The organism is Ruegeria sp. AM5, assembly GCF_056540645.1.
In genome coordinates, this window is record NZ_JBQFXC010000022.1 from 1 (window position 1) to 12,608 (window position 12,608).

General features: G+C 55.4%; 12 protein-coding genes. 8 read left to right on the forward strand and 4 right to left on the reverse strand.

From position 1 onward, the window contains the following. The 6 genes from ACR0AH_RS20885 to ACR0AH_RS20910 form a co-directional block, all read left to right on the forward strand. Positions 1-556, forward strand: a 556-nt coding sequence (locus ACR0AH_RS20885) for a prephenate dehydrogenase/arogenate dehydrogenase family protein (protein WP_480593623.1), incomplete at its 5' end; no start/stop codon positions are given. 258 nt (positions 557-814) lie between these two features. Continuing rightward, positions 815-2,557, forward strand: a complete 1,743-nt coding sequence (locus ACR0AH_RS20890) for a sigma-54-dependent Fis family transcriptional regulator (RefSeq protein WP_170790512.1) — start codon at positions 815-817, stop codon at positions 2,555-2,557. A gap of 148 nt (positions 2,558-2,705) precedes the next feature. After that, positions 2,706-4,505, forward strand: a complete 1,800-nt coding sequence (locus ACR0AH_RS20895; RefSeq protein ID WP_170790466.1) for an NAD(P)/FAD-dependent oxidoreductase — start codon at positions 2,706-2,708, stop codon at positions 4,503-4,505. 387 nt (positions 4,506-4,892) lie between these two features. Further along, positions 4,893-6,452 carry an acetolactate synthase large subunit gene (locus ACR0AH_RS20900; protein ID WP_480593625.1) on the forward strand — a complete coding sequence of 520 codons (1,560 nt, stop codon included), beginning with the start codon at positions 4,893-4,895 and terminating at the stop codon, positions 6,450-6,452. A gap of 449 nt (positions 6,453-6,901) precedes the next feature. After that, a complete protein-coding gene (locus ACR0AH_RS20905) occupies positions 6,902-7,159 on the forward strand; it encodes a YjhX family toxin (protein ID WP_171728211.1) in 258 nt (85 codons plus the stop codon). A 9-nt stretch (positions 7,160-7,168) separates the two neighbouring features. Beyond that, the gene (locus ACR0AH_RS20910) at positions 7,169-7,702 is read left to right on the forward strand and encodes a GNAT family N-acetyltransferase (RefSeq protein ID WP_480593627.1); all 534 of its coding nucleotides are present in this window, start codon (positions 7,169-7,171) and stop codon (positions 7,700-7,702) included. A 73-nt stretch (positions 7,703-7,775) separates the two neighbouring features. On the opposite strand, the gene ACR0AH_RS20915 is transcribed toward ACR0AH_RS20910, so the two are convergent. The 4 genes from ACR0AH_RS20915 to ACR0AH_RS20930 all read right to left on the reverse strand — a co-directional run bounded on the left by ACR0AH_RS20915 (position 7,776) and on the right by ACR0AH_RS20930 (position 11,055). Next, complete coding sequence (locus tag ACR0AH_RS20915; RefSeq protein ID WP_142639617.1) at positions 7,776-8,345, reverse strand: carboxymuconolactone decarboxylase family protein; 570 nt, start codon at positions 8,343-8,345, stop codon at positions 7,776-7,778. A 137-nt stretch (positions 8,346-8,482) separates the two neighbouring features. After that, positions 8,483-8,968 carry a YHS domain-containing (seleno)protein gene (locus tag ACR0AH_RS20920; protein ID WP_480593629.1) on the reverse strand — a complete coding sequence of 162 codons (486 nt, stop codon included), beginning with the start codon at positions 8,966-8,968 and terminating at the stop codon, positions 8,483-8,485. Positions 8,969-9,016: 48 nt separating this feature from the next. Beyond that, a complete protein-coding gene (locus tag ACR0AH_RS20925; RefSeq protein ID WP_171208668.1) occupies positions 9,017-9,883 on the reverse strand; it encodes a cysteine hydrolase family protein in 867 nt (288 codons plus the stop codon). A gap of 161 nt (positions 9,884-10,044) precedes the next feature. Beyond that, complete coding sequence (locus tag ACR0AH_RS20930; RefSeq protein WP_171728210.1) at positions 10,045-11,055, reverse strand: AraC family transcriptional regulator; 1,011 nt, start codon at positions 11,053-11,055, stop codon at positions 10,045-10,047. Positions 11,056-11,249: 194 nt separating this feature from the next. Between ACR0AH_RS20930 and ACR0AH_RS20935 the strand changes: the two genes are divergently transcribed. Both ACR0AH_RS20935 and ACR0AH_RS20940 read left to right on the forward strand, forming a co-directional pair. Next, entirely contained in the window at positions 11,250-12,122 is an 873-nt protein-coding gene (locus tag ACR0AH_RS20935; protein WP_171208666.1) for a bile acid:sodium symporter family protein, read from the forward strand. A gap of 56 nt (positions 12,123-12,178) precedes the next feature. Then, positions 12,179-12,608 (forward strand): hypothetical protein (locus ACR0AH_RS20940; RefSeq protein ID WP_480593631.1); only part of this gene is annotated, 430 nt, incomplete at its 3' end.

Genomic DNA, 12,608 nt, shown 5'->3' on the forward strand with positions numbered 1-12,608 from the left:
CAGAGAGATCGCGGTTGCTTGTAAACCCGGCGCGCTGATTGTCGATGTTGGCTCAGTTAAAGTAATTCCCGCAGAAATCATGCGGCGGCTGATGCCGAACCATGTAGACATCGTCGCAACCCACCCCTTGTTTGGTCCTCAAAGTGCCGCGACAGGTATTGAGGGTCTAAAGATCGCGGTCTGCCCCATTCAGGGAAACCGGCATACAAGGCTGGCTGCGTTTTTACGCAAAGCGCTCGGACTGACCGTCATCATGACAACACCAGAAGATCACGACCAAGAAGCAGCAGTTGTCCAGGGACTCACGCACCTCATTGCCAAAGTGCTACTGAGAATGGGACCGCTGCCAACGCGCATGACAACGAAAAGCTTTGACTTGTTATCTGAAGCGATTTCCATGGTTCAACACGATGCGCCAGAAGTATTCGAAGCGATTGAGAAGGCCAATCCTTACGCCGAGACCGTGCGACGACAGTTTTTCGATTTGGCCGCAAGTTTGAGTGTCGAGCTGGATACAGCATCGACGACGCTACCGCACACCGAAAACGGAAATTGATGGAGCAGCATCGAAGGGCAGGTTTGTCCGCGTCTTATCAGTTCATGCCGCGTGCAGCGAACGTCGATCCTTATCAGACCGGCCCTTGGCGCAGATCGCGGCGAAGGTGCCAGGAGAGTCCGAAAGGGCTCAATGCTGCGCGTTCAACGAAGGTCAGCTTGACGAAGCAAAGCGCCAATACGTTTGCCAGACGAAATTTGAACATAGGCGCGAAGCCATCCTCATGCTAATTTTAGAGAGGATTTGTAGGGCGGGAAGCTGTTGGATCGCCAGCACACAAAAGAGATTGACCGTGTCTTAAGCGGGTTCGATACAGGGAGAGACCGGCTTGTCGCGGACAGCTGGCAGCGCTGCGTTGAAACCTATGGTATGGATCCCTCACGGCAGGAACCCGCGCATATCCTGCCTGACACCAAATTCCGTGAACATCTGGAGCAATCGGAACGTCTGATCACAACAGCGCGCTCGGGGCTGCAATCTTTGTTTGCGCAGGTTGCAGGGCAGAACTACGTCCTGCTGCTTGCCGATGCGGATGGCGTCTGCGTCGATTTCTTTGGCGACCGGAACTTTGAGGACGAACTCAGAACTGCCGGTCTTCATCTGGGATTCAAGTGGACGGAAGAGTTGGCAGGAACGAACGGGGTAGGGTCGTGCATCGTTACAGGTCAGCCGGTGACGATCCATCAGGGGGATCATTTTTCGATCACGCATACGCCGCTGTCTTGTACGGCAGCGCCTATTTTCGATACCAAAGGTGGTCTTGCGGCTGTTCTGGATGTTTCGTTGTTGCGTGGCCCTTCGCCTAAGGCGTCGCAGAATCTGGCCATGACATTGGTGACGAATTCCGCCCGTCGCGTCGAGATGGCAAACCTGATGGCATCGACCAGGCGCGATTGGGTCCTGCGCTTTTCAGCTAGCCCCGAATTTCTTGAGGTCGATCCTGAAGCGGCGGTTGCAGTGGACGGAAGCGGCAAGATCATTGGTATGACCTCGGGGGCCCGACGCGCACTGGACCCGGACGGTTCGGGCCACCTGATCGGGTCGCAATTGCAGGACTGGCTTGAAATCAGTGTTGATGACATGCCCGAATTCATGCGCGGCAGGCCCTCAGAAGACCGGGTATTGCGCCTCAAGGACGGGCGCGCGCTCTATGGTCATGCCGTTGCGCCACAGACGTCGCAGATGACAGCGGCCCTGCGCAAGCGAGAACAGGTTCTGCCCGGAGCCCTTGGCAGTTTTGCTGGGCCGGATGCGGACCTTCAGCAGCTTTTGAACAATGCTGCACGTCTTGCACCGACCAGCCTGCCGCTTTTGCTGACTGGTGAAAGCGGCACGGGCAAGACCAAACTGGCGCGTGCGATCCACATGGCCGATCCTGCGAGACAGGATTTCCACACAGTGATCTGCTGCGATACCGAGACATTCGATTTCTGCCAAACCATCGACCCCGGCACGCTGTACCTGCGCGGTGTTGAAGACCTGAGCGAGCCTGCACAGGCCTCTCTTTTAGCAGTGCTTGAGCGGCGGGCTGATCTGAGGATCATTGCCTCATGTCGGCAGCCCCCGGCGGGATTGCAGGGCGGTCTGCGTGAAGATCTGCTGCACCGGATTGCGGGGGCCACATTTTCTCTGCCGCCTTTGCGCCACCGAGCGGATCTGGATTGGCTAATTGATCGCCTGCTTCGACGGTTTGCAAGCCATGATATTCACCTGTCGACAGTCGCGCGCGCCGATCTGAAATCACGACTATGGAGCGGCAATATTCGTGAACTGGAACATCTGCTGCACAGCGCGGTCGCCCTGTGTCAGGACAACATCATCGACTTGACGGATTTGCCAGCCCCGGCGCTCGCCCCTGCGCAAAAGCTGGACTCAGATGATCTGGAAGCACTGCTGCGTGCTTGCGATTGGAATATGTCTCAAGTGGCGCGACGCCTTGGCGTGAACCGGTCGACAATCCTGCGCCGTGTGCGAAAGGCCGGGCTTATTCCACCTGCATAAACGCACATGCCTTCGTGTTGCGCCCTTGTTGCGCGCGCAACAAGTCTTGGGTTTTTTGGCCGAAGTCAAGCGTTGAGCCGCCAAATCGACTTGCCCGAAGGGACGCGGATTTGTCAGCCTTTTGCTCCGTGGAGATAGGGAGGATGACATGCTCGACACAACACTCTCGGATCAGGTGCAGGGGTTCCTGGATGACTTCGGTGCGGCTTTATCCCAAGGCGATATCGATGCCGCCTGCGATATGTTCCAGGACGATTGCTATTGGCGCGATCTGGTCAGCTTTACCTGGAATATCAAAACGGTCGAAGGCAAGGCGCAGGTGGCAGATATGCTCGCGCACCAGTTGGCCACAACAAAGCCGAGCGGTTGGAAAATAGCTGAAAGTGAAGTGCCCACTGAAGATGGCGGAATAACCACCGCATGGATCAAGTTCGAAACCGAAGTGGCACGCGGCTTTGGGTTAATCCGCCTCAAGGATGGCAAGATATGGACCTTGCTGACCACGATGGTCGAGCTGAAAGGTCATGAAGAGCCCAAAGGGTTCAACCGCCCACTTGGGGCCAAGCATGGTGCGGGTAAACACAGGACCACATGGGCGGAAGAACGGGCCCAAGAAGAGGCTGAACTGGGTTACAAAACACAGCCCTACTGCGTCATCATCGGCGGTGGTCAGGGTGGGATCGCCATGGGCGCGCGGCTGCGACAGCTCGGCGTCCCGACAATCATCGTTGAACGGAATGACCGGCCTGGCGACAGTTGGCGCAATCGCTACAAATCCCTCTGCCTGCATGATCCGGTCTGGTATGACCATCTGCCTTACATCAAGTTCCCGGAAAACTGGCCCGTCTTCTCGCCCAAGGACAAGATCGGTGACTGGCTTGAGATGTACACCAAGGTGATGGAGCTGAACTATTGGACGCGAACGACGGCCAAATCCGCCACGTTTGATGAAGACAAGGGCGAGTGGACCATCACGGTGGACCGGGACGGCGAAGAGGTTGTACTGCGGCCCAAGCATTTGATCATGGCGACCGGGATGTCCGGCAAGAAACGCATGCCTGATTTTCCGGGTATGGATGTTTTCAAAGGCGAGCAGGTGCATTCCTCGGAACATGAAGGTCCCGACAAATGGGCCGGTAAGAAGGTCGTTGTGGTGGGGTCCAACAACTCGGCCCACGACATCTGCGCGGCGCTTTGGGAAAACGATGCCGATGTAACAATGGTGCAGCGGTCATCAACACATATCGTCCGCTCGGACACCCTCATGGAAATCGGACTGGGCGATCTCTATTCTGAACGTGCGGTGCGTTCTGGTATGACAACCGAAAAGGCCGATCTGATTTTTGCATCGCTGCCCTATCGCATTCTGCACGAATTCCAGATTCCGGCCTATGCCGCGATGAAAGAACAGGACAAAGAGTTCTATGATGGGTTGGAAAAGGCCGGGTTCTGGCTGGATTGGGGCGACGACGACAGCGGGCTGTTCATGAAATACCTGCGCCGCGGATCAGGCTATTACATCGACATTGGGGCCAGCCAGTTGATCATTGATGGTGAGATCAAGCTGAAACGCGGTCAGGTCACTGCGCTTGATGAAACCGGAGTTATCCTTGATGACGGAACGCATCTGGATGCTGATCTGGTGGTCTATGCGACCGGGTATAATTCGATGAACGGCTGGGTTGCTGACCTGATGGGTCAGGACATGGCGGATCGGCTTGGGAAGTGTTGGGGTCTGGGCTCTGACACAACCAAGGACCCGGGGCCTTGGGAAGGCGAGCAACGCAATATGTGGAAGCCGACACAGCTTCCAAACCTCTGGATGCATGGTGGTAACCTGCATCAGTCCCGACATTATTCACAATTCCTTTCGCTGCAAATAAAGGCCCGAATGGAGGGTGTACCAACGCCGGTCTACGGCATGCAAGAAGTGCATCACCTCAGTTAAAGCATGTGCCGCGACCGAGAAGCAGACTTTCAATTTATTCGACTGAAAGTCTGCTTTGGCCGCATCTTGCCAGTTCGTGCGCCACGCCGCGAAAGGCGCTCCTTCCCGAAGCCGTCGTTCATGGATCTCGCGGCGAATGTGCCGGGAGAGCCCAAAGCGGGCGTGCTCGCGCGGTGTCTATCTCACCAAGTGTTTGACTGCTTTCGCTCTAAGTTTTGGCCCCGCCAAAAGGCACGGTCTTAAGTCCGGTGACTGCTCCACGTCGCGAGCGGTTGCGGTGCCATGCGTCGTAAAGTGTAGTGTCGAGAGGAAAATATGTTCAGAAAGAAGGTCTTTTCGTGCGAGCATTGTCATCAAATGATCGCTTGAAATCAGGCTAGGGTTAAAATGAACGGCGCTCAATCACTCGTAAAAACCCTTTTGAACAATGGCGTGGATACAGTCTTCGCAAATCCCGGCACCTCTGAAATGCACTTTGTCGCTGCCTTGGATGAACACCCGGAGATGAATTGCGTTCTTTGCCTGTTCGAAGGAGGAACGACAGGGGCGGCGGACGGATATTTTCGCATGAAACGTGATGTTGCGGGCACGCTGCTGCATCTTGCACCAGGCTTTGGCAACGCATTTGCTAATCTGCACAATGCCAGAAAAGCAGGGTCCGGGATCGTTAACATCGTGGGCGATCATGCAACGCAACATCTGCGCTACGAAAGCCCTTTGAAGGGAGACATCCTCGGTGTCAGCCAAGCGGTCAGTCAGTGGACGCGAGTATCGTCTAATGCCACCGACGTAGCTAGGGATGGAGCGGCAGGGGTTCAAGCAGCCCGCGCGCAAAACGGCCAGATCGCGACCCTTGTCCTGCCTGCCGACACAGCTTGGAACGAAGCGAACGCAGCGGCAAACCGTTTGGACAACAGAGAAAGACTCCATCGACCGTCAATAGGCGAGATAGAGGCCGCGGCAGCCCGTCTTGTAACGCCGAACGCCGCGCTGATGATTGGCGGATCAGCCCTGTTTGGACCACAGCGTGAACTAGCGGGACAAATTGCTGCCGCGACGGGGTGCCGGTTGTTGGCCGATACTCTGATACCGCGCATTTCCAAAGGCGCAGGAACAGCAAAGCTAGATCAACTGGTCTATCCGATATCGCCCAAGATCGCTCAGCTTGATGCAACGTCTTCGATCACTCTGCTTGGCACAGACAGGCCAGTCGCCTTTTTTGCTTATCCCGGGAAACCAAGCGTACCCGAACCTCCGTATTGCCCCATTACCGACTTATGTACGCCCACAGATGATATCGAGTGGACGCTGCGAGCGCTCGCCGACGCGGTCGGGGTCACAAGCAAAACGGTGGCAGAAACCCATCCGCTCGATCTGCCGGACATTCCCAGCGGGCAGTTGACCCTCGAAAAAGTTGGTTTGGCGTTGGCAGCACTGATCCCGGAAAACGCGACCATCTGTAATGAGTCCGTGACGTCCGGGTTTCACGTCATTCCACCGACAGCCACCGCTCGACCGCATGACCTACTCGCAGGCACCGGCGGCGCGATTGGGTTGTGTTTGCCTTGTGCGACGGGTGCGGCTATCGCCTGCCCCGACCGAAAAGTCATCGCACTAACCGGCGACGGGTCCGCCATGTATACTCTTCAATCATTGTGGACTATGGCCCGCGAAAATCTGGACGTGACAATCGTTGTGTTTGCGAACCGCGGTTATCAAATCCTGCGCGATGAACTCACAAATGTCGGTGTGGCGAGCTATGGTCAGAATGCTCAAGCTATGTTTGACGTGGATAACCCGACACTGGACTGGGTATCTCTGGCGAAGGGCCATGGTGTTCCGGGGACACGCGCAGATGACATGGACAGCTTTGCGAAGGCGCTCTCTGCCGGTCTCTCCAGCGACGGGCCATCTCTGATCGAAGTTGTGTGTCCCACGCCAGTATGAGTATTGTAACACGGAACCTGAAGAGCAGATGAGACTAGGGGTGCAAATTGCGGATCAGTTTAATGTGATACTGTGAAATGACTTTGCGATGGACCGAACGGCGGTCAAATTACCGCTTTCTACACAATGCAGTCAATCACACACCACACAGCGAACGACTGGAACGAGCCCATTCCTCCCACAAACGCGTGTCGCGGCGAAAGACTGCATTGAAACACGCCGCCTCCCCAAAAAAGGCCGCCGTCCATATTGACGCGACTCGTTTGAATGCCTATTTGACCGTCTCGTCTGAGGCGTAGCGCCTCGCATTATGGAGATTTTATGAAAGAGTCCCGGGCCTAACGCCCGTTCCTGGCGAAACAAATTCAGGAACACCAACATTGATAGGCACACTCAAGCGCAACGCTGAGTGCCCTGTTTCTGTACTTTCGTAAAATCGAGACATCCCAATGAACATCTCAAAGCACGAGCAACGTGTTTTGCATGAACTCGCCCTTGGCGGGTCCATCCAATTTGAACACCAGCCGAACGGCAAAGTACATGATGTCACCTGCTATACGCGCAGCGGTCATGTGTTGTCTGACTGCACCCTCAATATCTTTCAGCGCCTTCTTAAAAAGCGCCTGATCCGCTCGAAAAACGGTGCCCCCTATCGCGCGTCTGCGCTGGGGATCAAATCCGTACGAGCCCAAATGAATCAACGATAGGAGAACACTATGAAACAAACAGACATCAACGCCATTCTGGGCATCCACCGACAGGCCTTTGGTCAAGCGGATGGAGAAGCTGAGGGAGAGGCGATTGCACAGCTTGCCAAAGCCTTTCTCGACAATCCAGACACAATCTCGATCAGTGTTGAACGAGAGGGGAAACTAGCGGGCAACGTGCTGTTCACGCCATTTGTCTTTACGGACCACCGCGACACCAAATGCTACCTTCTGGCCCCGTGCGGCGTGTCACCACACCATCAGGGTACAGGTGTCGGGAAAGAATTGATGGAGACCAGCATCGGGCACCTAAAGTCTATTGGGGCTGACGCCGTGTTCGTGTTGGGTGTCCCGACCTTCTATCCCCGCTACGGGTTTGTCCCAACCGACAAGCCTACGCCTTACCCCGATCTGTTGACGGCACCCGAGGCATGGATGGCGCTTGAGTTGACTGAAGGCACCGTCGGGAAACTGAGCGGTAAAACGCAGGCGATCCCGCAGTTCATGGATGCGCATTGGTGGGATACGTCGCAGCACGACTGATCGAATAGCGTATACTCAACGCAAAAACTGAACCAGACATTCGCCTCGATTGGAGAATGTCTGGTTTGGTCCGCTATTCAGCCACTGCCGCGACCGAGGCGATCCATGCATTTGGCACAAAGGCATCATCCAACGCGGTTTCCGCCACATGGTTCGTATAGTTCGACAGGGTTTTCAACGCTGTGCCGAGGATGACTTCCAGCATAGATCGGCGTGTGTAACCAGCCGTCAGAAACGCCTCGACCTGTGCGTCGCTGGGCCAGCCTCGGCTTTCGTTGATCACGATGGCGAATTTGCGCAGCGCTTCCAATTTGGGGTCGGCGATAGGGCTGCCATCGCGTAACGCTGCGATCACGTCTTCGGGGACACCGGCCATCTGTGAAAGAGTGGTATGGGCGGCCATGCAGTACTTGCACCCGTTCAACCGGTTGTTAGTCATAAGGATGATCTGGCGCTCAGTCTCTGACAGGCTGGTCTTTCCAAAGATGCTGGAAAGTGTCGTATAGCCTTCCAAAATTGCGGGCGCTTCGGCCATGGCCGCATAAAGGTTGGGTACAAAACCATATCCTTTCAGCGATGCTTCCAGAATTGGTTTCGCGGCATCAGGGGCTGAGGCGATTGTATATGTCTCAAAATCAGTCATGTCTGGTTTCCTTTGGGAAGAGTTTTCGACACACGCGAATTGTCATTGCGGACAGGGTGTCTTGGAGAAATGCCGGCCTTTTGGGGAGGGGAGAGGCAGCGGTGGCTCCGACCGGCAAAAGCCACCAAATTCCTCGATCAAAGGCTGCCGACAGGCGTGTGGTGGATGTCTGCCCACTTGGCATGGGCGCTTTGGATCACGGTCTCTTTGTCCTCAAGGTACTTCTTGAAGATTTCCTCATTCACAAAGAGATAGAGCTTGTCGTCCACGATATCGGCATACCGAACATCGCCATCAAGCTTCTTGCCTACATAGACGCCAAAGGCGCAGAACCCGCCGAATTGAGGCAGATGTGCCGTCGGATCCGCCTCGAATGTGGCTTTCGCTGCCTGCGACGCAAAATAGTAGTCCACTCCATCATGGGCCGATGTAAAAGTGGCGTTGCCCATTTCGGGTATTTCGGCTTCAAACATCGATACAGGATCGACGCCATGCATGCCGAGGGGCTGCCCAGTCAAGGTAAGACTGTTCGAAACGTTGTATTCATCGTCAGCCAATGCCGCCGCCGCCAGGGCGAGAGTCAACGCTGTTGTAAGCGCGGGAAATGTAAAGATGCGTGTCATGATATGTCCTTTCAGGATGCTAGGTTCAAATTTGAAGATCGATTTGGGTCAGGCCGATTGGCCAATGCGCTCAACCGCGTCGTCGGTCCACCAGACGCCGTTGGCGACCATGCGGAAGTTGATGATGGCGGCGAGATACCCGTCACCTTCAGGCACCTTGGCCCCGGCTGTGGCATCGCGAACGACAGCGACTTCGTAGCCCAGCTCCAGCAGCTCGTAGAGATGCGCCTGCGTACACAGGTTCGCCGACATCCCCGCGAGGATCACCTTGTCGATCTTGCGTTTACGCAATTGCAGGTTCAGGTCATTCTGAGCAGGGCTGTAAACCTTGTGTGGCGAGCAAATGATGGTTTCGCCATCCTCGATGTACTTCTTGTATTGCGGCATCCAGTCGGCACCTGAGCCCTCGAAGTTGTCCAAATTGAGCGGTCCCAGGCGGTCAAACATGCCGATGCTGTGCATCGTCGCTTCCAGAGTGCCCTCGAACTCCCACTTGTGGTCATGTGGGTAGTAATAGTGGGGCGAGATGAAGACCGGCATCCCCGCAGCCTTGGCGGCAATGAAAAGCCGTTCGATATTGTCGACCGTGCCCTGTTCGGTCACGCTTTCGCCAACGACGCCCCACGTCACACCGTCCTCTGACAAAAAATCAATCTGGGGGTCGGTCACCACAAGCGCAGTACGCCCCGGCTCGATGGTCATGTCGATTTGGGGAAGGCCTGGATTTTCCGGGTCAGCATAGTAGGCGCGTGCTTCGCCGGTCGCGGCAAGGGCCTGCCCGCCAGCCACTATTGTTGTACCTGCCGCGGCCGCACCGGCGGCTTGTTGCAAGAGTCGCCGGCGCGCCATATCAACGCGTTCGGGCGTGACGTCGCAAGCGCAGCTTGCTCCATGTTTGTGGTCATGATTGCTCATTGCAAATTTCCTTTGTCTGAGAGGGGCAAATGGGTTTGCTTTACTCGGCGGCGCCCCAGGTGGATCTGACAAAGAAGAAGCTATGCACCACATCGATTGAGGTATCGGCCCGCCCTGCCAAGGTTTTGGCCGAACCTGCCATGTGGTCTTGAGGTGTGTGCCTAGTCGGAGGTCGCTTGCTGCCTGAATCGTGCCGGAGCCTGGCCAACCCAGCGCTTGAAGGCGCGGCTGAACGTGCTCTGTTCCGAAAACCCGGTCATAAAGGCGATCTCGGCTATGGAAGCCTTACCGTCACGGAGCAGGTCACGAGCAAGTGCAACTTGTGCCTGACCAAGAACGTCGCGATAGGTCAGCCCTTCCTCGGCCAACCTGCGGTAAAGCGTGCGCTCGCTCATTCCCATCTCTTGTGCGACATGCGCTGCTTGCGGCGCGCCGTTACTCAGGGCCGGTGTAAGCCGGTGGACAATTGCTTGGCTCAGTGAGGTGTCGTCATCGCGAGAGTTGAACTCCTCATCCAGGTGCTTCGTCATGAAATCTGACAACCCCGGATCGCCAAGACGATTTTCGCTTTCCAGCATAGCAGGGCGCATAGCAATGGCGTTGTGGGCGCTCCCAAATCGAACCGGGCACCCGAAATATTCGGCGTAACGCTCTGGTTCTTGTCTGCATGGATGCTGAAACGAGACATATGCGAGCGACAACCCATCACCCACAAACCGATGCATGTTCCTCGCAAAGGCCGCAAGCGCGCATTCGTTGCGCAGCTCCAAGGCAGCGCGATGTGATGTTTGTCCCTCAAAAATCCAAAGGACCGGATCGCTGGTTTCATCAAGTCTGTAAACTGCGGTGTCCGTGACGAGACGAAAATAGCGCTCGATCCGTTGCAATGATTGCCGCAAGGTCGGAGCTGTCTTAACGGCCAGGCCAAGTACGCCGAGATCATCGGTCGCAATCGCGTTTGCATAGGCCTCAACCAACGCGGCCTCGTCCGCTTGTTGCGCACGAATCCAATCTATCAAATCGAAATACGCATCATCCGCCAATTGGCCGTCTTGAGCTTCTGGCAAACGCAGCACGACAGCGCCATTCGAAATCAGGGCGCCATCGTCGTTCAGCGTCATCCCGGCGGCGTTGGCCATCGCGCGGGCGAATGCGTAAGTTACACTTGCCATACAGTGAGATTAGCACTGGAAAGCTCTTTCACACCAGATCGTCCAACCCTGTGATAGGTATAATAAATAGAGACAGCCTCGATCTTCGGGCGCTTGAGGATCAATGCGCCAAACTGATAAAACTCGTCATCAGGTTTTCTGAGCGGTATCGTCCGAAAGCGTGCGGAAGCATGCAGTCATAGAGGTCATGGTAGATGGGCGAAATTTTTATATCTGTGCTGCTGCCGCTCGCAGTTGTTGTCATCATGTTCTGCCTTGGCCTCGGACTCACAGCGGCTGACTTTCAACGCATCGGACGACGTCCACGGGCCTTTTGCGTCGGGGCTCTCAACCAGATCATTTTGCTGCCTTGCATCGCTTTGATAGTGACCTTTATCTTTGGGATTTCCGCCGAGACAGCCGTTGGCATTATGATTTTAGCGGCCTGTCCGGGCGGGGCGATCAGTAACATCGTAACCAAGCTTTCGAATTGGGATGTTGCTTTGTCCGTTACTCTTACAGCAGTCTTCAGTCTGACTTGTGTCGTTACCGTACCGCTTATCCTGGGGTTTTCGATGCAGATGTTCATGGGGGCAACTGCGCCCGCTATCGACATCTCTTCGACGGCTTTAGCGATGTTTTTTTTAACAGCTTCTCCAATCCTAGTCGGGGTGACCGCGCGGTCATTGGCGCCGCGGATTGTAGCCGCGGTCGAACCAGTCTTTAGCAAGGTCTCTATGCTACTTTTTGCGATGGTCATCGGAGGCGCGATCATTTCAAACTGGGTGGTGGTCGCGGATAACTACCTTAGGCTTGGACCCGCACTTTTTGTTGTAGGTGCGTCACTCACGTTTATTGGCATCATGAGTTCAGGGATGCTCGGATGCACAGACATCGAGGCGAAGACGATTTCAATTGAGACCGGCGTTCAAAACGGAGCTTTGGGAATCGCAATTGCCACTTTGCTGTTGCCTAACACCAATGGGTTAAGCGAATATGCCATACCATCCGCAATTTATAGCGTGGTCTGGATCGTAACAATGTTGCCTGTCTTCGCCCTACTTGCGCGAAGAAGCCCAATTTCATGATCCTGACGCCTATTCTCTAGCTTTGGTTATGCGCTGAGCCAAGTCCCTTCGTTTCCATGCCAGAGCGCCGTCTGGTCAAAGAGCGATCAAGGAGCTCCAAAGCCCGTTGTGGAACGGCCGCTTTGGCGATTTTCCCTGTTGAAGGGAAGAGCTGTTGCTGCCAGTGCGGTGGATCCTGCGTCAGCGAAGGTGTAGACGCCAAGGTCAGTTTTGTCCGCAAGTCGGAATTGCAAAGTCTTGGATTAAGTGTCCGGATTGGGCTGGACCTGCCAAACATGCAAGCCGCGGAGAATGGCCGCATCGAGCCCACTTTGGCCGATGCCGCGCGTTGCCCGAACTACAGAAATGCGCAGAACGCGGACTTTGCAAAATTCGAAGAACGATCATTGCGAGTCTTTGCCGAGAGCTTTTGGAGCAGCAGTTATGAGGAACCGGCTGGACAGGCTATTGATCATAACTTGCTGTTCTGTCGAAATCTCGCGCCAG